25 protein-coding genes and 1 riboswitch are annotated in these 26,489 nt (G+C 71.6%); of the genes, 14 read left to right on the top strand and 11 right to left on the bottom strand.

All coding sequences use genetic code 11. From position 1 onward, the window contains the following. Nucleotides 1-50: 50 nt before the first annotated feature. Nucleotides 51-632: a hypothetical protein gene (locus tag O7634_RS18455; RefSeq protein WP_278151352.1), complete on the top strand. Its 582-nt coding sequence runs from the start codon at nucleotides 51-53 to the stop codon at nucleotides 630-632. Nucleotides 633-644: 12 nt separating this feature from the next. On the opposite strand, the gene O7634_RS18460 is transcribed toward O7634_RS18455, so the two are convergent. Further along, on the bottom strand, nucleotides 645-878 hold the full coding sequence (locus O7634_RS18460; protein WP_278151353.1) for a holin: 234 nt from the start codon (nucleotides 876-878) through the stop codon (nucleotides 645-647). A gap of 141 nt (nucleotides 879-1,019) precedes the next feature. Between O7634_RS18460 and O7634_RS18465 the strand changes: the two genes are divergently transcribed. Further along, the gene (locus O7634_RS18465) at nucleotides 1,020-1,373 is read left to right on the top strand and encodes a DNA polymerase ligase N-terminal domain-containing protein (protein WP_278151354.1); all 354 of its coding nucleotides are present in this window, start codon (nucleotides 1,020-1,022) and stop codon (nucleotides 1,371-1,373) included. Between the two features lie 57 nt (nucleotides 1,374-1,430). On the opposite strand, the gene O7634_RS18470 is transcribed toward O7634_RS18465, so the two are convergent. Beyond that, entirely contained in the window at nucleotides 1,431-1,937 is a 507-nt protein-coding gene (locus O7634_RS18470) for a hypothetical protein (RefSeq protein WP_278151355.1), read from the bottom strand. Nucleotides 1,938-2,140: 203 nt separating this feature from the next. Between O7634_RS18470 and O7634_RS18475 the strand changes: the two genes are divergently transcribed. Further along, the gene (locus O7634_RS18475; RefSeq protein ID WP_278151356.1) at nucleotides 2,141-3,442 is read left to right on the top strand and encodes a hypothetical protein; all 1,302 of its coding nucleotides are present in this window, start codon (nucleotides 2,141-2,143) and stop codon (nucleotides 3,440-3,442) included. On the opposite strand, the gene O7634_RS18480 is transcribed toward O7634_RS18475, so the two are convergent. Further along, complete coding sequence (locus O7634_RS18480; protein ID WP_278151357.1) at nucleotides 3,389-4,228, bottom strand: NAD(P)H-binding protein; 840 nt, start codon at nucleotides 4,226-4,228, stop codon at nucleotides 3,389-3,391. The two genes, O7634_RS18475 and O7634_RS18480, sit on opposite strands and share 54 nt — an antisense overlap. A 108-nt stretch (nucleotides 4,229-4,336) precedes the next feature. Between O7634_RS18480 and O7634_RS18485 the strand changes: the two genes are divergently transcribed. Continuing rightward, nucleotides 4,337-4,699 (top strand): helix-turn-helix domain-containing protein, encoded by a 363-nt coding sequence (locus O7634_RS18485; protein WP_278151358.1) that lies wholly within the window; start codon nucleotides 4,337-4,339, stop codon nucleotides 4,697-4,699. Between the two features lie 82 nt (nucleotides 4,700-4,781). On the opposite strand, the gene O7634_RS18490 is transcribed toward O7634_RS18485, so the two are convergent. Continuing rightward, nucleotides 4,782-5,582: a helix-turn-helix transcriptional regulator gene (locus O7634_RS18490; RefSeq protein ID WP_278151359.1), complete on the bottom strand. Its 801-nt coding sequence runs from the start codon at nucleotides 5,580-5,582 to the stop codon at nucleotides 4,782-4,784. A 123-nt stretch (nucleotides 5,583-5,705) separates the two neighbouring features. On the opposite strand from O7634_RS18490, the gene O7634_RS18495 reads away from it, so the two are divergent. Both O7634_RS18495 and O7634_RS18500 read left to right on the top strand, forming a co-directional pair. Then, nucleotides 5,706-6,155 (top strand): VOC family protein, encoded by a 450-nt coding sequence (locus tag O7634_RS18495; protein ID WP_278151360.1) that lies wholly within the window; start codon nucleotides 5,706-5,708, stop codon nucleotides 6,153-6,155. Nucleotides 6,156-6,172: 17 nt separating this feature from the next. Beyond that, nucleotides 6,173-8,896, top strand: coding sequence for a LuxR family transcriptional regulator (locus O7634_RS18500; RefSeq protein ID WP_278151361.1), 2,724 nt, complete (start codon nucleotides 6,173-6,175; stop codon nucleotides 8,894-8,896). Nucleotides 8,897-8,962: 66 nt separating this feature from the next. Here the strand turns inward: O7634_RS18500 and O7634_RS18505 are convergent, their stop codons facing one another. The 3 genes from O7634_RS18505 to O7634_RS18515 form a co-directional block, all read right to left on the bottom strand. Continuing rightward, nucleotides 8,963-9,565 carry an SRPBCC family protein gene (locus O7634_RS18505; RefSeq protein ID WP_278151362.1) on the bottom strand — a complete coding sequence of 201 codons (603 nt, stop codon included), beginning with the start codon at nucleotides 9,563-9,565 and terminating at the stop codon, nucleotides 8,963-8,965. Nucleotides 9,566-9,591: 26 nt separating this feature from the next. Next, a complete protein-coding gene (locus O7634_RS18510; protein WP_278151363.1) occupies nucleotides 9,592-10,065 on the bottom strand; it encodes an SRPBCC family protein in 474 nt (157 codons plus the stop codon). 236 nt (nucleotides 10,066-10,301) lie between these two features. Continuing rightward, complete coding sequence (locus O7634_RS18515) at nucleotides 10,302-10,955, bottom strand: helix-turn-helix transcriptional regulator (RefSeq protein WP_278151364.1); 654 nt, start codon at nucleotides 10,953-10,955, stop codon at nucleotides 10,302-10,304. 239 nt (nucleotides 10,956-11,194) lie between these two features. Here O7634_RS18515 and O7634_RS18520 point away from each other — a divergent pair, with 239 nt between their 5' ends. The 7 genes from O7634_RS18520 (at nucleotide 11,195) to O7634_RS18550 (ending at nucleotide 22,446) form a co-directional block, all read left to right on the top strand. Beyond that, complete coding sequence (locus O7634_RS18520) at nucleotides 11,195-14,395, top strand: penicillin acylase family protein (protein WP_278151365.1); 3,201 nt, start codon at nucleotides 11,195-11,197, stop codon at nucleotides 14,393-14,395. Between the two features lie 175 nt (nucleotides 14,396-14,570). Then, nucleotides 14,571-18,368, top strand: a complete 3,798-nt coding sequence (locus tag O7634_RS18525; protein WP_278151366.1) for a VWA domain-containing protein — start codon at nucleotides 14,571-14,573, stop codon at nucleotides 18,366-18,368. A 287-nt stretch (nucleotides 18,369-18,655) separates the two neighbouring features. After that, nucleotides 18,656-19,546, top strand: a complete 891-nt coding sequence (locus O7634_RS18530) for a hypothetical protein (protein ID WP_278151367.1) — start codon at nucleotides 18,656-18,658, stop codon at nucleotides 19,544-19,546. After that, entirely contained in the window at nucleotides 19,539-20,039 is a 501-nt protein-coding gene (locus O7634_RS18535; RefSeq protein ID WP_278151368.1) for a SigE family RNA polymerase sigma factor, read from the top strand. The genes O7634_RS18530 and O7634_RS18535 overlap by 8 nt, the downstream gene beginning before the upstream one ends. A gap of 125 nt (nucleotides 20,040-20,164) precedes the next feature. Continuing rightward, nucleotides 20,165-20,779 carry a hypothetical protein gene (locus tag O7634_RS18540; RefSeq protein ID WP_278151369.1) on the top strand — a complete coding sequence of 205 codons (615 nt, stop codon included), beginning with the start codon at nucleotides 20,165-20,167 and terminating at the stop codon, nucleotides 20,777-20,779. Continuing rightward, a complete protein-coding gene (locus O7634_RS18545) occupies nucleotides 20,772-21,689 on the top strand; it encodes a serine hydrolase (RefSeq protein WP_278151370.1) in 918 nt (305 codons plus the stop codon). The genes O7634_RS18540 and O7634_RS18545 overlap by 8 nt, the downstream gene beginning before the upstream one ends. Before the next feature lie 46 nt (nucleotides 21,690-21,735). Continuing rightward, on the top strand, nucleotides 21,736-22,446 hold the full coding sequence (locus O7634_RS18550) for a helix-turn-helix domain-containing protein (RefSeq protein ID WP_278151371.1): 711 nt from the start codon (nucleotides 21,736-21,738) through the stop codon (nucleotides 22,444-22,446). Here the strand turns inward: O7634_RS18550 and O7634_RS18555 are convergent. Then, nucleotides 22,428-23,006: a dihydrofolate reductase family protein gene (locus tag O7634_RS18555; RefSeq protein ID WP_278151372.1), complete on the bottom strand. Its 579-nt coding sequence runs from the start codon at nucleotides 23,004-23,006 to the stop codon at nucleotides 22,428-22,430. The two genes, O7634_RS18550 and O7634_RS18555, sit on opposite strands and share 19 nt — an antisense overlap. 147 nt (nucleotides 23,007-23,153) lie before the next feature. On the opposite strand from O7634_RS18555, the gene O7634_RS18560 reads away from it, so the two are divergent. After that, on the top strand, nucleotides 23,154-23,420 hold the full coding sequence (locus tag O7634_RS18560; RefSeq protein WP_278151373.1) for a hypothetical protein: 267 nt from the start codon (nucleotides 23,154-23,156) through the stop codon (nucleotides 23,418-23,420). Between the two features lie 73 nt (nucleotides 23,421-23,493). Here the strand turns inward: O7634_RS18560 and bluB are convergent, their stop codons facing one another. From bluB to O7634_RS18575, 3 genes are all read right to left on the bottom strand, one after another. Further along, the gene (gene bluB / locus O7634_RS18565; RefSeq protein ID WP_278151374.1) at nucleotides 23,494-24,123 is read right to left on the bottom strand and encodes a 5,6-dimethylbenzimidazole synthase; all 630 of its coding nucleotides are present in this window, start codon (nucleotides 24,121-24,123) and stop codon (nucleotides 23,494-23,496) included. A gap of 29 nt (nucleotides 24,124-24,152) precedes the next feature. Next, a riboswitch (cobalamin riboswitch) is annotated at nucleotides 24,153-24,354 on the bottom strand. A gap of 61 nt (nucleotides 24,355-24,415) precedes the next feature. Next, a complete protein-coding gene (locus O7634_RS18570) occupies nucleotides 24,416-25,054 on the bottom strand; it encodes a GyrI-like domain-containing protein (protein WP_278151375.1) in 639 nt (212 codons plus the stop codon). A 24-nt stretch (nucleotides 25,055-25,078) separates the two neighbouring features. Next, complete coding sequence (locus O7634_RS18575; RefSeq protein WP_278151376.1) at nucleotides 25,079-26,347, bottom strand: prolyl oligopeptidase family serine peptidase; 1,269 nt, start codon at nucleotides 26,345-26,347, stop codon at nucleotides 25,079-25,081. Between the last annotated feature and the right edge of the window lie 142 nt (nucleotides 26,348-26,489).

Genomic DNA, 26,489 nt, shown 5'->3' on the forward strand with positions numbered 1-26,489 from the left:
GCCAGCCGACCGCCGGGCACGCTCGCCCCGCCCCTCTACCCTCGGACCTTGTGATATCTGAGCTGGCTGATGTCGTCGCGGCGTGCGGGTCCACGGTCGCGGTCGTCGTGACTGTCATCTTCGCCCTCCGTCAGCTGCGCTCGGCGCAGACCGCCAACCAGACTCTCGTCGCGATCGAACTGCTGACCCGGGACCGCTCCAGCGACGAGTTCCTCCGCGCTGAGGACTTCGTCCTCAACGAGCTTGCCGTTCGACACCCGGCACCCGGTCTCAGCGTCAGCGACCTCCCGGCCGAGGCCCGCCACCAGGTGGTCCGGCTGTCCCTGTACTACAACGGTCTGGGCCAGATGCTGGCCTTCGCGGCGGTCGACCCGAGGCTGCTGGTGGGGACGGTCAGCTATCGCTCCCGACAGGCCTGGCGCATCCTGGAGCCCTACATCCTCGCCGAGCGCGCCCAACGCGGTGAGACGTACCTGTCCCACTTCGAGCACCTCGTCCACGTGGCCACGCACAACCCGTGGGCCCTGGCGGTACGGAAGTTCGGCCTCAAGCGCTTCGACAGCTATCCGGCCGAACTGCGGATGCGGGACGGCTCGCCGGACGCGTTGCCGCGTGAGCACGAAACCGCCTGATCTGGACGGAGGCTAGCGTTCGCCACCGACAAGGCTGGGCGAGTCGCCCTCTCCCGACACCTTCGCGCTCACCAGTGAGGTGAGCACCGACAGCACCGCGGCACCGGAGGCGATGCCCCCGGCCGCCGCCCAGTCCGCCTGCCACGCGTTGAACGCGACGTCGGCGCCCCAGTAGAGCAGCAGGCCCTGCGCGGCGCTCTTCACCGCCCGCTCGGCGGCGGCCTTCCAGAACTTCGTGGTGAACATCGTGGTACCTCCGGGGGTGGGTTCATCGGACGATCCATACCTCAAGAGTGCCTGGTCAGGAGCGGTTTGTGCACGCCGCGCGACCATCCGGGATCGGGCATTGGCGGGCGTCAGGGCCGGTGAGCGCGGACAATGGCACGGATGGCGCCCGCCTTCGTCCTGCACCTGCACCGCAGACCCCGGCCGCACTTCGACCTGCGGCTGGAGGAGGGTGGCGTGCTGCGCTCCTGGGCGGTGCCCCGTGGCCTGCCGGACACCCCCGAGCAGAACCGTCTCGCGATCACCGTGCCGGACCACGACCTTGCACACCTCAGGTACGAGGATGCCGACAAGTCGATCGCCGACATCGGCACGTGGGAGGAGCACGACCGCACCGACCGGCGCATGCTGTTCACGTTGCACGGTCGCGCGGGTTCCCGGCGATACGCGCTCATCCGCACCGCGGACGGGTGGCTGCTCCACCTGACCAGGGAGCAGCCACCCGGGCGGGCCTAGCAGGGCGGGACGCCGTTGGCCGGCGTCCGCGTAACCGGACGGGTGCCGTGGACAGGCTCAGTGCGTCCAGCCGGCGGCGTGCATAGCGTTGTGCAACCAGCTGCCTGAACTGAGCGGCCGGACGGTGTTGCCATCGTCGACCTGGTGCGGGAAGCGGGACAGGACCTGGGCGAGATCCTGCTCCGCCGGTCGGGGCAGTTGGCCGAGCGCCTCGTCGAGTGTCAGACCGCTCGCCTCGACGACCTCGGGGTGCTTGCCGACGTACGCCGCAACGTGGTCGATCACGGCCGCGAGACGCTGGCGTAGGCGGGCGGCGTCGGGCGCGTCGCGGCTCTCCGCCAGCTCGACCAGTTGCCAGGCCGGCCCGAAAACGGGCAGCAGTCGTCCGCCCGCCGCGTTGAAGAACTCCAGGGCTCCACGACGGGTGTCGGCAGCACCGAACCCATCCTCGATCATCTGCCGCACGTTCGAGTAGACGTGGGCGAAGGTGTCGTCGGAGGCGATGGCGACGATCGTGGTGGTCGTGCGTGGGGCGCTGACAATTGGGGTCGAGGATTCGTCCACTCTGCTTTCCTCCCGTACAAGCGTGATGTGGAAGCTCACCTGTCGCCGTCAGGCTAGGCAGTCAGGTCAACCCGACCACGACATGACGAATGTCAATTGGTGAACGCCTACTGCCGTGGGGTGCGCGCGGGTTGATACTGATGACCGCCGATTGCCGATAGCGTTCGCACTGACACTGTCCGCGTACCCTGAAAGGTTCTGCCATGAGCTCTGGCCGCCGGCGGCTGTTGCGAACTGTCGCCGCCACGCTGTTTCTGCTTGCTGAGGTGGCCCTCCTCGCCGTTCCCGCCGAGGCCGCGGAGAGAGGCCCGGACCTCGTTGTCGACGCGTCCGGGACCCGGATCACGTTGGGGGTCGACAGGAAGGTCGTCTATCTGAAGATCAGCAATCGGGGCGACGAGACCCCGGGCGAGGTGATCGTCAATGTCCGCCAGCCGCCGGAGGGCCCTGATCCCATGCCGGTCGCCCTGCTGTGGCATACCGGAAGTGGGGTGGGCGAGTGCGACGGCGATTTCGGCGGGTTCTACTGCCGACTGTTGCCGGAACTGATTCCGGGGCCGGGGGAGACCGTCGACGTTCCCATCGACGCGTTCGTGCGTGGGACGGCACCCTATGAGAGCAGGTTCGAAGCATCGCTCACGGTCCGGCCCGAACAGGACGCCAATCCGGCCGACAACACCAGGTGGTTCCCGCTGACGCTGGTCGACGAGCCGAGCGCGGACCTCTCGGTGGTGGCCCGGGACGTGCGGCAGTCGGTACGGGTCGGCGCCGACGGCATCCCCGAGCCCACCGGCACGCTGAACCCGGGTGAGACCGGTGCCGTCTGGCACACCATCGCCAACCAGGGCCGGAAGACTGTCACCGGAGTTCGGGTCACGCTGCGTCTGCCCAAGGGGGTGACCTTCACCCGACAGCCGGCCCAGTGTGTGCTCGGCGACGCCCGGCGGTCGGCGGTCTGCACCTACCGGAGCCTCACGCTCGTCCCGGCCGCCCAGGACACCGACCCGAACGACGCCGTCCACTCCGCGGTCGAGCTGTACAACCTGGTGACGACTGCGACATCCGCCACCGCGCCGGCGACGATACGCGGTGGATCGGTGCGGGTGGAGGGCCTCGCCGAGCAGGCGACGAACGACCGCTCCGCGCCGGCCAGCGCCGAGTTGCCCGCGAACGCGGTCGCCGTGCGGGTGGCCGACGTGGACCCTGGTGACAATCAGGACGGGTTCGCCGTGGTGCTGGTGGCGAGCAGCGGCGGTGACACCGGCGGCGGCGACGGTAACGGGGATGGCGGCGACGGCGGTGGTGGCGGCGGCGACGGCGGGTTGCCGGTCACCGGGCCGCAGGCCGGCCTGGTCGGTGGGATCGGCATCGCCGCGCTGACCGTCGGAGGCGTGTTGCTGCTCGCTACCCGCCGTCGCCGGACGATCCTGGTGATTCCCGAGGGGGCCTCGTCAGCGGAAGGCGTCGACGGTGCGCGCCGCCCAGGCGGCGAAGGGGCGCGGTGACCTGCCCAGGACCTCCGCGACGTGCGGGCTGATCCGCCGCTCACCGTCGGTCGGCTCACCGAGGATGGCCAGCGTGCCCTCGACCACCGGTGGGGGCATGAACCGCAGCATCTGCTCGCGGGCTTCGTCGGCCGTCTGCTCCACGAAGCTGACCGGCTCACCGAGCGCGGCGGCGAGGTCGGCGACCCTTTCCCGTGGGGTGCCCAGGGCCGGGCCGGTCAGTTCGTAGGTGCGGCCGTCGTGCGAGCTGTCGAGCAGCACGGCGGCCGCCACCTCGGCGATGTCGGCCGGGTCGACCACGGGCAGACCGACGTCGCCGAAGGGCGCGGCGACCGTCCGCGCGGCCCGTACCGCCTCTGCCCAGGCGAAGGCGTTGGAGGCGAAGCCCCCGGGGCGCAGGATCGTCCAGCCGAACCCGGATCGGCGCACGAGGTCCTCGATGGCGTGCAGGGGCGCGTGGGACGGCGATTCCGGCCGGGTGGCGACCGCCTGCGAGGACTGCAACACGATGCGCTTCACGCCACCGGCCGCCGCGACCCGCAGGATCTCGCGCACGTCGAGATGGGCTCCGGCGCCCTCCACGAGCAGGTACAGCGCCTCGGCGCCGGCGAGCGCCGGGCGCAGGCTCGCCGGCTGTTCGAGGTCCGCGTGGTGGTGGCGGACCCCGTCGGGCAGGACGAGCGGGCGTCGCCCACGGGACACCGCCGTCACCGCGGCACCCGAGGCGGCGAGAGTCGCCGAGAGTGTGCTGCCGACGTTTCCGGTGGCTCCTACCACGACAAACATGTCTGTTCCCCCAGTTCGACCGCGTCGTTCGCGCGGCTGGAGGAAACGCTAGTTGCGTCGATATAGTAGGTACCTAGAGGATAGTAATGGTTGTGTGACGGAGGGCACGTGCAGCAGTCGACGGACCCCGAGTTGGCATGCCCGGTCGCGCCGGTGGTCGACATCGTGTTCAGCCGGTGGACCACGCCGATCCTGTGGGCCCTCAACGAATACGGCCGGCAGCGCTTCGTGGAGCTGGAGCGCAGGCTGACCAGCATCACCCCGAAGGTGCTCACCCAACGGCTCCGTCAACTCGAACGCGACGGGCTCGTGTCGCGCACCTACCACGCCGAGGTGCCCCCTCGCGTGGAATACGAGATCACCGAGTTGGGCGCCAGCCTCGGTCCGCTCTTCGCGCACCTGACCACCTGGGCCGACGCCCACCTCGGAGAGGTCGACCGCGCTCGGCACGCCTACGACGCTCGGCGTTAGAAGCCACACCAACAACTTCAGGTGTACGGCCATCGCCGCCGGGCATCGGCACCGGACGCGGGAGTCGTGCGCGCCTGTCACCTCAGCTGAGTCGATCGAGCTTCTCGCGAGCGGCGGTGCCCGGTCGAGGCGTGAGGACGACGAGACGCAGGTCGGTGTTCTGCGTGGTCAGGACGTTGGCGTCCAGCGGGATGGCGCCCACGTCCGGGTGTACGGCGGTCTTGTGCGCGCTCTCGTGACTGGCCACCGCGCGAAGGGCCCAGAGGCGGCGGAACCTGTCGTTGTCGGCCATGCGGGCGATCAGCGCCGGCACGTCGGGGTCGTTCGGATAGCGGGCGCTGGTGGCGCGCAGGTCAGCCACCAGCGACTGCTCGAAGTAGGCGCGCTCGGTGTCGGTCTGACGCACCCGCGGGTTCCGGGACTCGAACTGCACGATGAGGGCGTTGCGATCGTCGGCCGTCGCGCCCGTCGGATCGCCGAAGACGGCCGCGAAGAGCCGGTTCCAGTGCAGCAAACGCCACAGCGCGTCGTAGACGGCCGCCGGAGTGTCGTCGAGGTGGTCGATGACGCGGTGCAGGCTGCCGGGAATCAGGCAGGGTATCCGGTCCGGGGCGGCGGCGAAGCCGGCGAGGCGCATCAGATGCGCCTGCTCGTCGTCGGACAGTCGTAACGCGCGGGCCAGGGAGGTGCACACCTGCGCCGATGGCGTGGCGGCCCGACCCTGTTCGAGGCGTGCCACGTACTCGGGGGAGATGCCGGCCAGTGCCGCCAACTCGCCGCGCCGTAGCCCGGCGACGCGGCGGGGGGACGCGTTCGGAAGTCCGACGACGACCGGGTCCGTGCGGTCCCGCCAGGCCCGCAGCGCGGCTCCGAGGTCACTCATCACCACATGATCCTCCAGGTGTCAGCGCGGGGCCGGGTGGTACCAGCGGTACGCGGAAGAGCCGTGCCTTCCACAGTGGCGGCTGCGGCCACGATGATGCAGACCATGAGCAGAGTGACCAGGATGAACCACATCGGAGTGCCGGTCAGTGACCTGGCCCGGTCGGTGCGGTGGTACGAGGACGTCCTCGGCATCGCCCCGAACGGTGTGACGATCTCGGCGACGAACCCGGCGATCGGTGCCGTCGTCGAGGTCGAGAACCCGTCGATCCGGGCATCGTTCGCGCTGGCCGGCGACAACGTCCTCCTGGAACTGATCCAGTACGACAGCCCGCAGCCGAGGCCCTTCACCGGGCGCAACTGCGACGTCGGAATAATGCACCTGTGTTTCGAGGTCGACGACCTCGACGCGGCGCACCGCGACCTGGTGGAGCGGGGCGTGCACGTCAACGCCGAGCCGGTCGTGCTCCAGGACGGCGACGGCGTCGACGCGGGAGCGCTGGCCGGGACGAAGATCCTCTATCTTCGTGACCCCGACGGCATCCAGTTGGAACTGTTCGAGTTGCCCTCGTAGGAGCGTCGGCCGACCGGATGGGAGCTAGCGCCGTTACCCGCCATCTGCGCGATATCAGTTCGAAGTCCTTCGTCGCCCGGAAGAGGGAGCTGGCCGGCATCGCCTCGGTGACGGACGCTGCGGGGCGGGGCCGTGGCGGAGCGCTGCTCGTCCTCGGTGACGCGGGGATCGGCAAGTCGACGCTCATCGACGAGGCCGCCGCGCGGCTCCACGGGTGGCGGGTGCTGCGCGCCACTGGTGTCGAGTTCGAGAGCGAACTGCCCTACGCGGCCCTGCACCAGTTGTGTGCGCCGCTGCTCGACCACCGCGCCGGGCTGCCCGCACCGCAGCGGCGTGCGCTCGACACGGTGTTCGGCCTGCACGCCGGGGCCACCCCGAGCCCGATGCTGGTCGGCTTGGCCGTGCTGGGCCTGCTGAGTGCCGCGAGCCGGCGCGGGCCGGTGATCTGCGCGATCGACGACGTGCAGTGGATCGACGCGGGTTCCCGGCAGGTGCTGGCGTTCGTGTCGGCACGCGTGGCGACGGATCGGATCGCCATGGTCTTCGCCGCCCGCGACGCCGCCCCGGTGCCGGAACTCGGTCGCCTACCGGCCCTCACCGTCGGCGCGCTCACCGACTCGGAGGCCCTCACCCTGCTGCGGTACCGGACACCGTTGGGCCCTGAGGCCGCGATCGTGCAGCGGGTCCTGTCCGAGGCAGCCGGCAACCCACTCGCCCTGGTGGAGTTCGCCCGCGACGCCGGACCGTTCGGGCTACCCGGAGACGCCACGGCGGGCACTGTGGAGCGCCGCTTCGCGAGTCGGTTCCTGCGACTGCCGGCACCCACGCGCGCGGTCCTGGCGCTGGCCGCCGCCGAGCCGACAGGTGACCTCGCGCTGCTGCGACGCGCCATGGCGATCCAGGGCCTCGACGCCGCGGACCTGGCCGCGGCCGAGGACAGCGGCCTGGTGGTGGCCGGACCCCGGGTGCACTTCCGGCATCCGTTGGCGCGTTCCGCTGTGTACCGGTCGAGCAGCGCCAGGGTACGACGGCGGGCACACGCGGCGCTCGCCGCCGGTACGGACGCCACGGGCGACCCCGACCGGCGCGCCTGGCACCAGGCGAACGCGATCAGCGGCCCGGACGAGGAGACCGCGGCGGAACTGGAGCGTTCGGCCGGACGGGCGCAACGCCGCGGCGGCTTCGCGGCCGGAGCCGCGTTCTTCGAGCGCGCCGCCCGACTGACACCGGACCGGTCGCGGCAGGCCCGCCGGTTGTTGGCCGCGGCGCGGGAGCGGCTGGCTTCGGGAGCGCCCTCCTTAGCCCGGGAGTTGGTGGACGAGGCCGAGCGTCTCCGCCCGGACCAGGCCGACCGCCACGCCGCGCGGCTCCTCCGCGCGATGATCGACTATCACGTGACGCGCAGCATCCCGGCGACCATCGCCCTCATCGACGCGGCCGACGGCGTGGGACCCGACGAGGTCCGCGAGACCTACCTGGAAGCCTTCGCGTCGCTCATGTTCAGCGTCGACGAGCCCGGCAGGTTGCGCCGGCTCGCCCTGCACATCCGGGAGCGGGTGCCCCGGCGTCAGCCGCCGCGTCCGGTCGACCTGCTGTTGCAGGCGCTCGTCGAACAGAACCTCCGTCCGGTGGACGAGGCGATGCCCGTGATGCGCCGCACCGTGGACGCCTTCCGGGAGCGCGCCCGCGCGCCCGACGCGGACCCGTGGTGGATGGAACGCGCCAGCGTGTTGAGCGTCGACCTCGGGGACAGCGACGCCATGGAGGAGATCACCGACCGCCAGGTGGAGCTCGCCCGGGCGCAGGGCGCCTACGCGATCCTTCCCCATGCGCTGCGCTTCCAGGCGGTCGCCCGGACGATCGTGGGCCGCTTCGCCGACGCGGAACTCTGCATCATCGAGGCGCGCGCTGTCGACGAGGCCGCCGGGACGTCCAACCTCGTCGGGTCCGACCTGATGCTCGCCGCGTGGAGGGGAGACGCCGCCCGGTTCCGGGAGATCCGGGAGAAGCTGCGTGGCTGGGTCGGGGTGAACCCCACAGCGTTGCACTACGCCAACGGCGTGCTGTGCAACGGCAGCGGTGACCACGAGACGGCGCTCGACGCGTTGCTGCTCGTACGGGACCAGCACCGCGCTGGCGCGTACACCGTCACCGCCTTCCACCATGAGCTGGTCGAAGCCGCCGCGTACGTCGGACGTCCCGAAGAGGCCAAGGAATCGGCGGTCTGGATCGGCGCCGTCGCACAAGGCAACCCGAACGCGTGGACGACCGGCGCGCACCTACTGGCGTGTGCTCTGCTCGACCAGGGACTCGGGGCGCAGGACCACTACCGCTCGGCGATCAGCCGGTTCGCCGACAGCAGGATGCGAGTCCACTACGCGCGTGCCCGCCTGCTCTACGGGGAGTGGCTGCGACGGGTCGGTCGCCGCACCGAGGCGCGGGTGGAGTTGCGCGCGGCGCACGATCTTCTCGCCACCATCGGCGCGCGCGGGTTCGCCGCCCGTGCCGCCCGCGAACTGGACGCCCTCGGCGAGCCGACTCTGGTCGACGACGCCGACCCGCTCGCCGGGCTGACCGCGCGGGAACTGCTCGTCGCCCGCAAGGTCGCCTCCGGCGCGGGCACCAAGGAGGTCGCCGCGCTGCTCTTCGTCAGCCCACGGACGATCGACGCCCACCTGCGCAACCTCTACCGGAAGCTGGGCATCTCCTCACGCCGGCAACTGCGCGAACTCCTGCGTTGACCGCGCCGTCCGAGCCGGCGACGAACGGCCCCGCCGGTACGGGGGCGGGTTGGCCACAGCGTCACGTCACCCGCCGGGCCGCTCACACTCGCGCTCGGCGCGCGTCTTCAGCTCCGTCAGCCACGTCTCCAGACCAGCGGCGAGAGCCGCGGTGGAGAAATCGACGTCCTGCTCCACCTGCGCACCGCGCCACGTCTCCTCGGTACGCACCAGAACCCGGCCGTCGACCTCGGTGAACGTCCACACGTGCACGCCCTCGTCGATGCTCAATCCGGCACCGATCGCCGGCCCGTTCCACCGAAGGCAGCTCTGGCGCTCAAGCTGCCGGACGGTGGACGTGACGACGAGAGTCGTCGCCGGGTTCAGCGCGGTCTCGCGCACCGGCGTCGTCCAGCGGAACGACGAACCGGGACGCAGGGGCCCACGATCGAGCCGTTTGCTGGAGAGGACCGGCGTCTGCCACGACGGCCAGCGTTCCACGTCGGTCTGGATCTTCCAGACGGTCCGCGGCGAAGCGTCGATCATTTTCTCCGACCGGTAGCGAATCTTCGCCGTCGTGTCGACAGTCCTGCCCGCGCAGCGCAGTGTTCCGTTGTCGGAATCTCCAACGCGCGCGGCCTCGGCCGGAGCGGGCGCACCCGCCACGGCCACCAGGCCGGCCACGGCCATCGCGACGGCAACCACACGACCATCCATCAGTCGGTCGTCTCCTCGGCGGTGCGCCTGAGCCGATCCAGCCACCCGGCCAGGGTCGCGTCGAGGCCCTCCTGGAACGACGCGGGGTCGGCATCGACGGGCGGACCGGCGAACGACTCCTCGGTGGACACCCGCACACCCTCGCCGACCGGGGTGAGCGCCCAGACGTGCACGCCGAGCACGCCGTCCGACCCATTGCCGTACCCCCGCCACACGAGGCGTTCCCGCGGCCGTACCTCAAGGATCGTCGACTCGATCTCCATGCCGGCGGCGGACCACCGGAACACGGAGCCCGGCGCGAGCGGGCCTGGTGTTTCGACGCGTGCGTACGCGACCTCCGGCAGCCAGGACGTCCACGCGTCGATGTCCGTGAGGATCTGCCACAAAGTGCCCGCCGACGCGCCCACCGTGACGCTGTGGCGGCTGACCACCGGGGCCGACGCGTCGATGCCGGCCTCCTCGACGTCCGTCATGTTCTCCATCGTGAAGCCTCCCCGCGACCATTGACGATCAGAACGCCGGGCTGGGGCGAGCCGCTGGATCCACACCCGGCACAAGCGATGGTGCCGAGACGCCGACCGGACGCGCATCGGCAAGAATTGCCTACTTCTCAGGAATCTGCGGGTGCTGACCGTCTGATGCGGTGCCGCCGGCAGCGCGGCGAGCGCACCACCGGCGCCAGCCGGGCCGGGTGGAGCGGCGTGCGTGGCTAGCGCGGCCCGCCAGGCTGGACGCCGGTGCTCGGGGCGACGTCGGCTGGTGCGTCGACGCCGGCGATCGCGGCCAGATCGGCCTCCGGTATGCCCAGCGCGCCCGCGATCTCGCGAACCAGGACCGGGTGTGGATTGTGCGACCCGGCTCGCGCCGCATGGATGGTCGACATCGCACGGGCGGTACGCACGGCGAGTTCTCGCACGGAGACGCCCCGGTTGTCCATGAGTGTGCGCAGCACGGCGCCGAACGGGTGCGGCTCCGGGGCACCGGCCTCGGCGAGTGCGGGCCCGATGACCGTGTCGCCGATCTTCGCCTGGAAGCGCAGCAACCGGTTGTCGTCGAATCGGACGCGTGCGGAGAACGGCAGTGTCCGTCCCGCGTCGCCCTCGATCGTGCCCGCCACCGAGACCTCGGTGAACGCGTTCCTCTGCCGGTCGTGGTCGCTGGCGATCTCGCGCGGGCGGGCCGGCTCGACGTGCGTGACCCGCCAGGTGCCGTTCCACCAGGGGAGTTCGGCCAACAGGTCGTTGAAGAACTGTGGCAGGACCGTGAGGTCGACCGGCTTCGGCCTCGTCCTGTGCACAATCCCGGGCCAGTACGCCAGCGCCCTGCGGACCGCGGGGGTGAGTACCCGTCCAGCGACATCCATCGCGGCAGCCTAGCCCGGGAGTTTCACAGCGACGGTGGCTGTGCGGCGGGCGAAACGTCGGCATTGGCGCGTGGTGAACGACGGGTATCCCGAACGGTAGTTAAGCACCGATCATTGCCCGGAGATCGATGTGAGTCATTCTCACCTCCGGGTGGATCGCCCGGGCGCGGAGGGCGAGACGTCGCACCGGAAGCCGGGCGTGACCGTACGGCCCTGCTCCGCGTCCCCGGAGGATCGCCATGCCCCGTCCCGCTCTCCGCACCCGGCTCGCGGCGTTCACCGCCGCCGCCCTGACCGCGAGCGTCCTGACGGTGACCCCGCCGTCACCGGCGCCGGCCGCACCCAGCGTCACCGTCACCAGCTTCGCCGCCAACGACTACTGCCTCGGCCAGTGCGCCGACATCCTGCCCCCGGGGCAGAACGGCAACGCCACGCTCGTCGCCATCCTGGCGCACCAGGCGCTCGGCACCCGCCCGGCGCACTCCAGCGACCAGCTCGACGAGTACGCGAACCTGGTCTACAACTACGCCGGGCTGACCGACGAGCAGATCGCGCACTTCTACAACGACGCCTCGTTCGGCGTCCCGGCGGCGCAGGTGGAGAGCACCGTCTCCCCGCGCGCGGACGTCACCATCGTGCGGGACAAGGCCACCGGCGTCCCGCACATCACCGGCACCACCCGCGCGGGCACCATGTTCGGCGCGGGCTACGCCGGGGCGCAGGACCGGCTCTGGGTGATGGACCTGCTGCGGCACGTCGGCCGGGGCAACGTCACCTCGTTCGCCGGCGGCGCCCCCGGCAACCGGGAGCTGGAGCAGAGTGTCTGGGCCAACTCGCCCTACTCGGAGGCGGACCTCCAGGCCCAGGTGGACGCGCTGCGCACCAAGGGCGCGCGGGGTCAGCAGCTCTACACCGACGTGGTCGACTACATCGCCGGCATCAACGCCTACATCGACAAGTCGATCGCCGATGACAACTACCCGGGCGAGTACGTGCTCGCCGGGGCCGGCAAGCCGAAGCACTTCACCATGACCGACCTGATCGCCACCGCCGGAGTGATCGGCGGCCTGTTCGGTGGGGGCGGTGGCAGCGAGATCCAGTCCGCGCTGGTCCGGGTGGCCGCGCGGGCCAGGTACGGCGCGACCGAGGGCGACCGGGTGTGGGCGGCGTTCCGCTCGCAGAACGACCCGGAGACCGTGCTGACCCTGCACGACGGGCAGAGCTTCCCGTACGGGGCGACGCCGCCGGGCGCGACCAGCGCGGTGCTCCCCGACGCCGGCACCGTTGTCGCCGAACCGCTCGCGTACGACCAGACCGGCGGGGCCGCCGCCCGCACCGGCGCCAGCACCGCCACCAAGGAGCTGCTCGGCGGCCTGAGCAACCTGCGCGCGCACGGCATGTCCAACGCGGTGGTGGTGTCCGGGCAGCACACCACCACCGGCAACCCGGTGGCCGTGTTCGGGCCGCAGACCGGCTACTTCGCGCCGCAACTGCTCATGCTTCAGGAGTTGCAGGGTCCGGGCATCAGCGCGCGCGGCGCGGCGTTCGCGGGCCTCAACCTCTACGTGCTGCTCGGCCGGGGTCAGGACTACGCCTGGAGCGCGACCTCCGCCTCCCAGGATCTCACCGACACGTACGCGGTGCCGCTCTGCACCACCGACGGCAGCGCCCCGACGCTGCGCAGCAACCGCTACCTCTACCACGGTCAGTGCCTCGCCATGGAGGCGCTGGAGCAGCGCAACTCCTGGTCGCCGACGCTGGCCGACTCCACCCCGGCCGGCTCGTACACGCTGCGCGCGCTGCGCACCAAGTACGGGCTGGTCGCCTACCGGGGCCTGGTGAACGGGCAGCCGACCGCGTTCACCAAGCTGCGCTCCACCTACCGGCACGAGGCCGACTCGGCGATCGGATTCCAGGCGTTCAACGACCCGGCGGCGATGGGCAGCGCGGCGGCCTTCCAGGCGTCCGCGGCCAACGTCGGGTACGCTTTCAACTGGTTCTTCGTCAACTCGACCGAGGCGGCGTACTACAACTCCGGATCGAACCCGGTCCGGTCGTCCGCCACCGACCCGAACCTGCCCGCGAAGGCGGAACCGGCGTACGAGTGGGTCGGCTGGAACCCGGACACCAACGACGCCACCTACACCCCGGCGTCGGCGCATCCGCAGTCGGTCAACCAGGACTACTACGTGAGCTGGAACAACAAGCAGGCGCGGGACTTCGGGGCGGCCGACGGCAACTTCAGCTTCGGCTCCGTACACCGGGGTCAGCTTCTGGACGGCCCGGTGCGGGCCGCGATCGGCCAGCGCAAGCTCGGCCGCGCGGACGTCGTCAAGATCATGGCGGACGCGGGGGTGACCGACCTGCGCGGCCAGCAGGTCCTCGGCGACCTGCTGCGGGTGCTGGACAGCGCGCCGGTCACCGACCCGGCGCTGGCCGACGCGGTCGCCAAGCTGCGCGCCTGGCAGCAGGCCGGTTCCCGCCGGGTGGAGACGTCTCCCGGCTCCAAGGTCTACCAGCACGCCGACGCCATCCGGATCTTCGACGCCTGGTGGCCGCTGCTGGCCTCGGCGCAGTTCCGCGGCGGCCTCGGGCCGGACCTCTACGCCGCCCTGGTGGACGCCATCGAGGTGAACGAGTCGCCGTCGGGGGGCCAGAACGGCGCGCGGGACGGCACCGTGAGCTGGGCGTCGCAGGGTCAGGCGCACAAGGGCTCGTCGTTCCAGCACGGCTGGTGGGGCTACGTCGACAAGGACCTGCGTACCGTGCTCGGTGACTCCGTCGCCGGCGGGCTCGGCCGCGCGTACTGCGGCAACGGCAACCTCGGCGCGTGCCGGCAGTCCCTGCTGGACGCGCTCGGCCAGGCCGCCGCGGTGCCGGGCACCACCGTCTACCCGGGCGACAAGTCCTGCGGGGCCGGTGACCAGTGGTGCGCCGACTCGATCGTCCACTCCGGGCTCGGCGGCATCACCCACCCGGCGATCGCCTGGCAGAACCGCCCCACCTACCAGCAGGTCGTCTCGTTCCCGGCACGCCGCGGCGACGACGTCACCAACCTCGCCCAGGGCCGCCCGGCGACCGCGTCGAGCACCCAGTTCCTGACCAGCAACACCCCGGGCAAGGCCGTCGACGGCAGCCTGAGCAGCAGGTGGGCCAGCAGCTACAACGACAACCAGTGGCTCCGCGTCGACCTCGGCACGGCCCGCACGGTCAGCCGGGCGGTGCTGCGCTGGGAGGCGGCCCACGCCACCTCGTACCGGATCGAGGTCTCCGGCGACGGCAACTCCTGGACACCGGTGTTCACCACCACCACCGGCAACGGCGGCGTCGACAACGCCACCTTCGCGCCGGTCACGGCCCGCTACGTCCGGGTGTACGGGGTCAAGCGCGCCACCTCGTACGGATTCTCGCTCTACGAGTTCGAGCTGTACGGAAGGTGACCCACCCGGAGGGGTCGGCGGGTTCCACCCCGTCGGCCCCTCCGGGATGCGCGCCGCGCCCGGGTGCGGGTCGGCGCGACAAGCGCCTGGGCGGTGCTGGGAATCCGACTCATGCCCGTCCGGCGGGACCGGCCCGGCGCCGGACACGGTGGAGCGCCCACGCTACGGTGACTCGGTGCGCATCCGTTGGATACCGTACGTCATCGCGGGTGTCGCGCTCCTCGCCGCACTTGCCGTCCTGGCGCGCGACCCGAAAACTCTCGACCTCGCCGACAAGTACGCCAGCGTGCTGAGCCTGATCGTCGCGGGCACCGCCCTGCACCTGGGCCGACGCAGACAGCCGCCGGTGGACGCGGACGGTGAGGAGGCGGCGCGGAAGCTGGCCGAACACGTCAAACGGCAGTGGCAGCAGGAGATCGGGGTTCGCCTTCTGCGACACCCGAGGCCGCTGCGGCTGCGCTGGTCCCCATCCCGGTCCACGGCCGCTGGGGTTCCCCAGGCGAAGCCCGGCCGTCTCGACCGTGACGGACACGCGGCCCAGCACCTGGTGGCGCTGGTGCGCCGCACCCGTCCCCGGCAACTCGTGGTGCTGGGCGAACCGGGATCAGGCAAGTCCAGCCTGATGGCCCTGTTCGTGGTCGACGCCATCGACCTGCGCCACACCGGTGACCCGGTTCCGGTGCTGCTGGCGCTGCCCACCTGGGACGCGGGCGAGCCCCTCGACGAGTGGATCGCCCGGCGCATCGACGAGGACTATCCCGGCCGGGCCGGGCGGCTGGTGCGCGAACAGCGGATCCTCCCCGTCCTCGACGGGTTGGACGAACTTCCGCTGCCCGCGCTCCACCAGGCGTTCGACGAGCTGAACCGGATCGCTCCCATCATGCCCGGTCTGGTGGTCACCTCCCGACCCGGCGAGTACGACGACGTGGTCAGCGGTAGGGGTCCGCTCTCCGCCGCCGCCGTCGTCCGGATCGAACACGTCGCTCCGGACGACGCCGTCGCCTTTCTCACCGAGAGCGACCTGCGCGGCAGCGCCCGGTGGGCACCCGTCGCCGACCGCCTGCGCCGCGACCCTCGCGGCGACCTCGCCACCACCTTCGCCAACCCGCTGATGATCTCGCTGGCCCGGTCCGCCTACCAGTCGCCGAAGAGCGACCCGCGGCTACTGCTGACCATGGACGCGGGCACCCTCGAACGGCACCTGCTCGAGAAGTTCCTGACCAACGCCTACCCGGGCGACGCGCCCCGCCGCTGGCTCACCGTCCTCGCCGCCGGCACACGGCTGCGCTGGTGGACCCTGGCCACCCAGGTGCACCCGACCGTCATCGTCGTCACCATCGGCCTGCTCGTCGCCGCGCTCGGCGCGGCGGCCGGCGGCGGGTTCGCCGCCCTGAGCGGCTACCGTCCGGGTGTCGCCACCGCCTACGCGGCGGTGACCGGTCTGGCTGTCGGTGTCCTCGCCGGACGTCGCGCCGCCCGCGTGCACCAACCACCCGGCATGTTGGCTGTCGTCGCCGCCGCCCTGCGCGATGGCCTGGTCAGCGGCGCGATCTTCGCGGTCGGTGCGACGGTCGTGCTGATGAGCGCGACCTCGGAGCCGGCGGTCGAGTTCTTCGGTCCGTTCGGTGTGGTCGGTGTGGTCGGCGGTTCCCTGCTCGGGATCATCAGCAACGGCCTGGCGGCGGGCCGCCGGATGGTGCCGCAGCGCTTCGGTCGTCGCCTCGGCGCGCTGCCCCGGCGGCTGGTCGAGGGTTGCCTGACCGCCGTGCCGTTCACGGTGCCGGTGGCTACGGTGGTCGCCGCGCTCAATGCCGTCGACCGGTGGGACCCCGAGCGCGGCTGGCTCGCCGTGCTGCCGCAGGCCCTGCTGGACACGCTCGTCATCGGTGCCGCCGGGGCGCTGGTGGTCGGTGTTCCGGTCGGGGTCGGCCGCTGGCTCAGCGTTCCCGGCGAGGCCGACGAGGGTACGGACGGCACCGCGACGTTCCGTTCCTCGCTGCGTGCCGAACGTGAGACGCTGCTGGTCACCACCGCTGGTGCCGCGCTGGCGGTGGGTGCGGTGACCGCCGCGGTGGTGGGGTTGGCCGGCGCCGGACTGGCCGGCGTCGGCGGTGGGAGCCCGGCGGTGGCCGCCGCGGTGGCGGCGGCGCTCGCGGCGACACTGGTGGCGGTGCTCGCCGCGTTCGGTTCCGGCGCGCCGTGGGTCGCGTACACGATCTCCCGGCTGTGGCTGGCGGCACGCGGTCGGCTGCCCTGGGACCTGACCGGCTTCCTGGAGGCCGCGCACCGTCACGAGGTGCTCCGCCAGGACGGTCCGGCCTATCGTTTCCGGCACGACCGCCTGCGGTCCCACCTTGCCGGCGCTCCGCCGCTGACGCCCAGGCGGGACCGGTATGCCGCACACCGTCGAGGCACCGTCGTCACCGCGTTCGCCGGCGTGGTCCTCATGCTGGTCACCGGCGTGACCGTGGTGCCCGACGCGCTCGAGAGCGTGGCCGCGAAGCTGGCCGCCACCGCCTGCCGGGTCTCGATCACGGTCGACGTCACACCTGAATACCAATCGAGGCTGGTCACGGCCGTCAGACGCTTCAACGAGAGCCGTAGCGCCGTCTGTCAGCCTGTTTGGTTGGTCAGCGGCTCCCGCGACCCACTGGCCACGCCCGATCCCGACCAGGCTCAGGTGTGGATCCCGGTCTCGTCGGCCATGGTCGACCTGTTGCGGAGCCGCGAGCCCGGGGTCGTCGCCGACGGAGACTTCGACCGTCACGCCTACGACCCCCTCGTCCTGGCGGTCCCCGCATCGGCCGCCCAGCGATTCGACGGCGTCGGCTGGCCGGACGTCGCCGGTTACCTACGAGAGGCGACGTCGTCCCCGCGGGTCGTGGTGCCGAACCCCACACGGTCGATCAGCGGGCTGAACACCGTGTACGGGCTCCGCGAAGTGGTGGGCGCTACAGCGGCGAAGGTGGCCTCGGCCGAGATCACCTCCGCCGAGGTGACGCGGGGAGTCGCTGACCTCTTCGCCAAGGCCACGGTCACCGAGGACGAGACCAGATTCCTGTGCGCCGGCAGCGGCTCTGCCGACACGGTCGTCATCACCAGGGAGGAGATCGTCAGCAGCGCCAACAGGGGCGAATCCTGCCGATCCGGTCGGCCAACGTTCCGGTGGGCCACGATCCGGCTCACCGACGGCGCGCTGCCGGCAGACATGCCGTACGCGGTGCTCTCGTCGGCGAGCAGGGCGCAGCGCCTCCTCGCCGAGGACCTCAAGAAGTTCCTCCGGGAGAGGATCGCCCACGTCTGGCCGTACCCACCCCGCGAGACACCAGGCAGGGCCAACACCCGCGCGCGGCTCGCCCCCGGGCTGCCCGCACAGGTCGCCGCACTGTGGGAGACGATTCGCCCACCGGTCACCTCGGTTCTCCTGGTCGACACCTCCGGATCGATGGCCGGACGCGCCGGATTCGTGATGCTGGCCGCGGTTCAGGGAGGCGTCAACCGGCTCAGACCTGTCGACCGGCTCGGGCTCTGGACATTCTCCGACCGGTCCGGCGGTGGAGATTCGGGAATCCGGGCGCACGTGCCAACCGGCCCCGCTGCCGACGTCCGGGAACGGGTCAGCCAGGAGTTGGCCCGACAGCGAGCCGCAGGTGCTGGCACCGACCCGCACGCGGCCATCCTCGCCGTGCGGGAGCACGTCCGGGAGACCGAGCCGGCGACCCGGCCGGTGAATGTGATCGTCGTGACCGACGGTCAGGACACCAGCCGCATCCCGGCCGGCGAGGTCATTTTCGCGCTACGTCGGCAGGACGGCCCCATCGTCCGGGTGATCGGCATCCTCCCCGACAGCGCGAGCCCGCTCGTGATCAAGGGTCTGACCGAGATCAGCGAGGCGAGTGGCGGAGCCACCTTCACCACCGCGACCTCTGACGACGTGGCCGAGGCGTTGCGGACGGCGCTGAGTCTCTATTGAGAGCTGCGCGTCGACGAGCTGCCGCACCGATACGCCGTCCGTCGGCCCTGACGCCCGCCGCGCCTGGCCGACCGACGCGGAGTTGATGCCGGCGGGTCCACCCGTGCCGGCGGTGCCCTCGGTAATCACCCTGCGGAGGTGGTCGAACGCGCTCCGGAAGCGTCGCGCCAGCCCGACGGCGGCGGCCGAAATTCCCGCTGAAAAACGGTAACCAAATCGGCCCGTCCATCCGTCTGGTACGTGACGGATCGCCATGGCTGGCGGTCGGCCGAGGGGAGATACGGGACATGGGCGACGTGCGTGGGCGTCTTCGGGACGACCTGGCCCGACATCCCGCGCCACCGCTGGGCGATCTGGTCCAGCGGTCGGTGGCGCAGGGTCGCCGGCTGCGTCGCCAGCGCCGCCTGGCGCAGGTCGGCGTCGGCGGTTCGGCGCTGGCGACCCTGCTCGTGATCGGTTTCGCCGCCGGGCCACTCGACATCGGTACGAAGGACGCCGGCCGGCCCGGCACATCGACAGTCGCTTCGCCGGGTGGGCTGGTCGACACGGCCACACCGGCTCCGCCCGAGGCCCCCGCTGGCCTCCCGGACGGGTTCGTGCCGGGCACCGGCGAGGCCCAGGGCGCGGCGCCTCCACTGTCCGCGCGGGGGACTCCGTCGACCACGGTGATCGACACCGTGCGGATCGGGGCGGGCCCGGACGGTGAGCTGCTGACCGCCACGCCGCAGGGCGCCCTACAGCTGTTGACACGGCTCCTGCCCTCGGGAAAGACCAGCGGTTACGCGAGCCTGCCGAGCGGCGGGGCGGGCCCGGGGACGCCGTCGGTCCAGCTCTACCTGGATCGCGGCGAGGGTCCGGGCATGCTGTGGCTCGCCATCCACCAGGACAGGCCCGGCCAGGGCCCGGCCCCCGGGACGGTGGAGCTGACCGAGGTGCCCGGCAACTGCATACGGGACAAGACGGTCACCGTTCACCACGGAGACGGTCTCCGGATCGAGTTGACGGTCTCCACCTGTCTGGCCTGGGACGGCAAGGCCACCTCGCCGGCACCGCCGGCCCTCTCCGTCGACGAGGCGACCGCTATCGCCGCCAATCCGCTCTGGGGGACGAAGCTACCGGCCGAGCTGGTCAAGATCGGTGAGAAGAACTTCGCGTCGCTGGCCCGGTCGAATGGCTGACGACGATTTCGTGGAGTTCGCCCAGGCGACCGCGGGTCGACTGCGCCAGGCCGCGTTCCTGATGTGCCGCGACTGGCACCTCGCCCAGGACCTCACCCAGACGACCCTGGCCAAGGTGTACGCCAACTGGCGACGGGTCCGCCGGGCCGACGACCCCCACGCGTACGCCCGCAAGATCCTGCTGCGCTGCCTGCTCGACCACCAGCGGCGGCGCTCCAGCCGCGAGTTGGCCGTGCCGACGCCGCCGGACCGGGGCGAGGAACATCCGGCCGAGCTGCGCATGACGTTGCTCGACGCGGTCGCCACCCTGCCGTTGCGGGACAGGGCGATCATCGTGCTGCGCTACTGGGAGGACCTGAGCGTCGAGACGACCGCCGAGATCGTGGGCGTCTCCACCGCCGTCGTCAAGAGCCAGAGCATGCGGTCCCTCGACCGCCTGCGCGAACTGCTCGGCGAGACGCGATCCGAGCTGTTCGCCGAGGAACGCCATTGACCGGGTCGTCTGCGGCGCGACTCGCTGTGGCATCGAGCAGTGTGGGGGAGGATTCCGTGTCCATATCGAGCAGCAGGGCGTGCCGAGGCCCGAGTCGCGGCAGCGGCCGCGAACGGGTCGCTGTCGTGTCGGTGCTCCTGGCGGCGATGGTGGTGCTGGCCGCCGGGTGTCAGCGGGCGGAGCCCGGTGCCGGTCCCGCCGAGCGTTCCAGCGCGAGCGTGCAGCCGGCCGGCCGGAGCCCGTTGCTGGGGGCCGGGGATCTGGGATCGGGCTGGCGGGAGGACGACTCCCGGAGCGGATCACCGCCCTGGCCGTGGGAGCAGGACACCTGCCCCACCTACCGCAGCGGCGACTACCCGGCGAAGTCGCATCGGCGGGCCGCGGTGCAGCGCTACTACCGGCCGTCCGACGGCTCGTCGCCGGCCCACCACGTCGTGGAGACGTACGAGCCCGGCTGGGCCGAGCGAAGTCTCGACGATGTCCGGCTGGTCCTGCTGCGGTGCGCGAGTTACCGGGTCCACGGGTCGCAGGTCTCCTTCGAGATCGTCGATCCGCGATATCTGGGAGGCAACGGCATGCTCGTTCGAGGTCGCATCGACCACGGCGCCGTCCCGAGCACCGTCACGCACTTCGTGGTGCTGAGACGGGGCGATACGGTCTCGACGATCAGCCTGCCCGACTCCGGCAGCCGGGCAGCCGTGGATGCGGTCGCGGCGAAGGCGGTGGCCCGTCTTGGCTGAGCGCAACGGTCGGCAGTTGCCGCGCCGCTGGGTCCTCTCCGCGGCCACCCTGTCTCTCGCCGGCGTCGCGACGGCCGCCTACGGTGCCACGCGCGGTCACCACGGCGACGGTTCGTCGGCCGGGTCCGCCCCCGCCAGCCCGGCCCCCAAGACGCCGGCAGTCGACCGGATCACGCCGGCGGCGAACCGCATCAGGGCCTACGTGCAGCGGTACGACGGCCATCTGGCGGTCGCGGCACTGGATCGGCAGGGGACGACCACGGTGACGGCCGGCGCCGGACGCTTCGAGACGGCCAGCATCGTCAAGGTCAACATCCTGGCGGCGCTGCTGCTGGGCCAGGAGCCCCCGGGCAAGGCGTTGAGCGCCAACACCAAGCGGTTGGCCGAGGACATGATCATGTCCAGTGACAACGACGCCGCGGTCGCGCTGTGGCAGCGGATCGGGGGCTCGCGCGGCCTCACCGCCGCCAACCGCACCCTCGGTCTGCGGGAGACCAAGCCCAACTCCCACTGGGGCCTCACCACGACCACCGCCGCCGACCAGCTCCGTCTGCTGGCCGCGCTGACGGCGCCGACAGGGCCGTTGACCCCGCAGGACCGTGCCTACGTCATGGGCCTGATGAAGAAGGTGATTCCCGAGCAACGCTGGGGAGTCCCCGCCGCGCGGGAGCCGGGCAACCCGTCCGTCTACGTCAAGAACGGCTGGGACACCGCCGACAGCGACGGTGGCCGCTGGATCGTCAACAGCATCGGACGCATCGTCGAGGCCCGTCACGACTGGCTGGTCGCGGTGCTCTCCGACCACCACGTGAGCCAGGAGGAGGGCGTCCGCGTCGTCGAGAAGGCCGCCACGTACGTGCTCAAGGAGCTGCGTGCCGCCACCGCGGGCGACGGTCCGCAGCCGGGCTAGGTCGCGCCGACAGTGCCGGCCTGCGCGCCGACGCTATCCTCCGATCGTGGGACTGCGGTTCGAGGTGCGTCAGTCCGACTCGGACTGGGTCGACACCGTCTGGACCTGCACGAGCGAACGGGTCACCGAGATGACGTCGGTCGCGGGAGTGCGGTGGGGCCTGGTGTTCTGGGAGCAGGCCGGTCGGGCGTACGCGGGCGTCACCGGCCCGGAGACTCGCACCCGCGCGGCGCCGGTGCCGGAGGGCGCGACGTTCACCGGCATCGAGTTCGCCGTGGGCACGTCCCTACGGGCCGTGCCCACGCCGGCGCTCGTCGACGGCGGCATCGTGCTGCCCGACACCGGACGGCGGACGTTCCGGCTGGACGGCGCGCGCTGGGAGACGCCCGGCCCGGACGACGTCGAGGCCCTGGTCGAGCGGCTGGTCAGGGCCGGGACGGTGGTCCACGATCCGCTCGTCCGCGAGGTGCTGCGCGGTCACCGCCCGCCGGTCTCCGGGCGCAGTGTCGAACGTCGCTTCCGGGCCGCGACCGGTCTGACACAGGGCGGCGTCCGGCAGATCGAGCGCGCCCGTACGGCCGCGGTCCTTCTGGCTGCCGGCGAGCCGGCGGTCGACGTCGTCGCCAAGCTCGACTACTTCGACGAGCCGCACCTGGCGCGGGCGCTGCGCACCTACGTCGGCCGCACCGCCGGCCAACTGCGCGAGGGCGTCGGCGGCGCGATCGCCCTGGACCTGGATCAGCGCCGGACGTCGTAGACCAGTTTCAGGATGCCGTTCGAGTACGTCTCCGACTCGCGCAGCGTGAGCATGTGCTTGTCCCGGTCGGCCCGGCCGAACAGGGTCTTGCCGGCGCCGAGCAGCACGGGGAAGACGAGCAGGTTGTACTGGTCGATCAGACCCGCGTCCGACAACCGGCGAGCCAACTCCGCGCTCCCGTGGATGAAGATGGCACCGCCGTCACCCTCCTTGAGCGCGGCGACGTCCGCGGTCGAGCGCAGGATCGTCGTCGGGCCCCACCCGTCCACCAGGGCGTCGTCGGTCAGCGTGCTCGACACGACGTACTTGGGCAGCTCCCGGTAGCCGGCGTGGTCCTCCGAGCCGGGCCAGACCGGTGCGAACACCTCGTAGCTGTGCCGGCCGAACATCAGCGCCGTCGTCTCGGCGAGCTCCTCGCCCTTCAACGACCACGCCTCGGGGACGAACTCGAGGTCCTTGAACACCCAACCGCCGCTGCGGTGCTCCTCACCCGGCCCGCCGCCCGGCGAGTCCACCACGCCGTCGAGCGACATGAAACCGGTGTAGACCACGCGACGCATCGTGTTCACTCCTCAGGTTCGGCGGGGTGCTGGACCCAGGCTAGATGGAGGCGGTGGCGACCGTCTTGGACAGAAACGACAGCAGCTACCGGGCTGACATCCGGGAGCTGGGAAGCGGGTGGCCGGCGGCTCGCGGACAATGGGGTCATGAAGCGAGAGGTTGGCCTGATGCGGATGACCGGGGCGCGCGCCACCGGTGCGGCGGCGACCGGCGCGGCGGCCACCGGCGCGCGGGCCGCGGGGGCGGCGTCGCTCGGCGCCCTGGCCGTCGGGGCGCTGGCGGTGGGCGCCGTGGCGGTCGGCGCGCTGGTCATCGGGCGGCTCGCCATCCGCCGGGCGGTCGTGCGGGAGCTGCGGGTCGGCCGGTTGGAGATCGACGAGCTGGTGGTGCACCACCGAGCCGGCGAGGGGTGACCAGCGCGGGGTCGGTGCGCACTGCCGGCTCCGGCTGGCGCGGGAGTGCCGCGCCAGCCATCCGGTCACCCGGTCACCCGCTGGTCCATCGATCGTGGTGGATCACCGCCGACACCGGCCGTCGCTGCCGCCAGCCGTGGCGCTCCAGGTCCGGCGTCTGCTCCAGATGGGTGACCGGGCCGAGGCAGAGCCACGCCACCGGGCGGACGGTGGCCGGAATGCCGAGCAGGTCACGCAGGAACGGCTCCCGGTAGAACGAGACCCACCCGACTCCGAGGTGCTCGGCGGTCGCGGCCAGCCACAGGTTCTGGATCGCCAGGCAGACCGAGTAGAGGCCGGCGTCGGCTATCGCGTGCCGACCGAGCACCGCCGGCCCACCCCGCTCCGGGTCGTAGGTGACCACGACCGACAGCGTCGACTCGCGTACACCATCGATCTTGATCCTCGCGAAGCGTTCCGCCGCCGCGCCGTCGAGGGTGGCCGCGAAGATGTCCCGCTCCTGTTCCACGTGCCGGTGGAACTCGTGGCGCAGCCCGGGGTCGCGGACCACTATGAAGTCCCAGGGCTGGGACAGGCCGACGCTCGGCGCGGCGTGCGCCGCCGCGAGGACCCGCTGCAACGTCTCGTCGGGGATCGGCGCCCCGGTGAACTGGGCGCGTACGTCCCGGCGGCGGTGGATGGTCTCGTAGAGTCCGGTGTTCACGGCAGGCTCCCGCTGCGCTCGTGCCCCGTTCGGGGCCGGTGACGCGAGGCCGGTCTTCGGACTCCCGGATCTGCGCTGGTCACCCGCCTTCCCAGCCCTCTCGGGGCCAGTGGCTGCGTCTGGGACGCGTGGGTGGCAGCTCCCCGGTCACCGCGGCGGGCCCGTGCCGGATTCACACCGGCTTCCCGATTCTCCCCACTCGCGCGGGGCACCTCGCAACGTGTGTGCCACCGCCCACCATAGTCGGGAAACGGACGGGGTGGTGCCGGGGCGTGACGGCGTCGGAGGCCGCTCACCCGGGGGCGCCGACGACCGGCTGCCGAAGGATCGTGCGCCGCCGGTCGGGGGCGACCCTGCGGAAGTCGCTGAGGTAGATCTCGTGGTGCCGCCCGCTCATCCGGAGCCCGTTGCCGGGGATGAACTCGTCGTGCAGGTGGGCGAGCACGGCGGTCTCGTCGTCGAAGGACCCGATGTGCAGCGTCTGTACGCACCGGCCCTCGGACAGCGTCTGGACGCGGACGTCGTCGAGACGCGCCGGTCGGCGCTTGGCGCCGGCCTGCCCGACGGCGGCCGCGACCATGGACTCGTCGATCCAGTCGGGAACCATCAACAGCAGCGTCCAGTTCCACAGTGACTTGTCCCGCGCCGTGGTGAAGGACGTCATGTCCTCGGCCCACCACAGGCCCTCCAGCGGCGGGACGACGTAGTCGCGCCCGAGGTCACGCTTGCTGGCGAACTTCAGCGTGTACGCCACCGGGTAGAGCGTCTCGATCGCCTCGGTGAACGCGGGTGCGGTGTTGGGGTCGCCGTGGCCGTCGACCATCAGGTACCGCATGTCGGGCACGTCGACCAGCCGGAACCGGCCGCGCTGCGCCCGGTAGGCGTCGAGGGTCCTCCTGAAGTCGACCTTGCCCACGCTGGTACCGGTCACGGGGCGCACCGGACCCGCTGCGGATCACCGGCGACGGCGTGCCATCCACTGCCAGATGTGGGTGCCGTTCTGGCTCGGGTCGTTGCGGGCCACGTAGATCCACGACCAGTGACCGGGGAACCGGTATCCGTTCCAGACGACATTGTCGTACAGGGTAACCAGCGATCCCGGGATGAGGTCGTGGGCGTGGATGGTGTTGGTCTCCGGGGGCACGGTGTCGTCGTCGAGCGACGTGACCAGCCAGGTCGGGGTGCGGATCGCCGCCAGCTCCGCGTCGGTGACCAGCGGCGGGCCGTCCCCGCCGAGCGGCTCGACGACGCCGCAGATCGGCACCGACGCGGCGAACAGGTCGGGATAGGTGACCGTCATCTCCAGGGACATGTAGCCACCGTTGCTGCAACCGACCACGTGGATCCGGTCGGGGTCGACCCGCTCCCGGCGGACGAGGTCCTGGATGATCTCGCGGATCAGCGGGGCGAACCGCGGGCCGTCCTCCATCCAGTAGGACGTGCTCTGCGGCGCGACGACGTACGCGCCGGAGAAGATCCGCTGCGCCTCCGGCGTGGCGAAACCGAGCGCGCCACGGTTGGCGCGCAGCGTGGTCTCGTTGTCGTAGTAGTCGTCGGGCAGCGACGCGCCCTCGCCGGCGCCGTGCAACCAGACGATCAGCGGCCGGCGACCGTGGCGGAGCGAACGCTCGGGGGAGTAGAGCCGGTATTTCATGCCGGAGCGCGAGACGTGGTGCGTGAACGCGTCGACCTCGGGGTTCGACAGCCGCCCCTGTACGAAGCGCGTGATGGTGACCGGCGAGCCGTGCCGCCGGACGAGTGGGGTGTTCTGCGTGATGGTGTAGACGAGATCGAGCCGGACGTTGCGGCCCTTGCTCAGGATGTAGCCCAGGGTGCCGCCACCGGTCTGACCCTCGGCGTGACTCAGCTCCAGCACGACGTTCCCGCGTCGGTCGAGCCGGGCCGCGGTCACCGTACGGTCCAGGTCGTACTCGCTGAAGATCAGGTCACCGGGCGCGATCGGGAGCGGGCTGGTCGCCGTGGCGTGCACGCTGAACGTTTCGGGGGTGAGCGCGGTGCTGTCGATCGGCCCGAGGCGGCTGGTGTCGAGGGTGACCGAGGTGACCTGTTCACCACCGTCGAGCGTGCGCGCGTCGAGGGTGAAGCTCACGCTGGTCCGGTGGTGGCGGTCGCCGGCGTGGGCGGCGGTGGCGGGCAGCGCCAGGCCGATGGCGGCACCGGCGCCCCCGGCCAGGACGGTGCGGCGAGTGACAGGCGTGGACATGCGAGCCCCCGTACCTAGCGGCGTAGATCGTTGTCGATGGCATTTCAACCTAACGCCGCCGAGATCCGGGGGCAACCGGTGCCGCCGTGCGCGATCAGCGCACCCCAACCCACCGTCGAAGGGGCCGCGCGGCACGCGCGAC

It is taken from the genome of Micromonospora sp. WMMD1120 (genome assembly GCF_029626235.1).
Lineage (GTDB): Bacteria > Actinomycetota > Actinomycetes > Mycobacteriales > Micromonosporaceae > Micromonospora.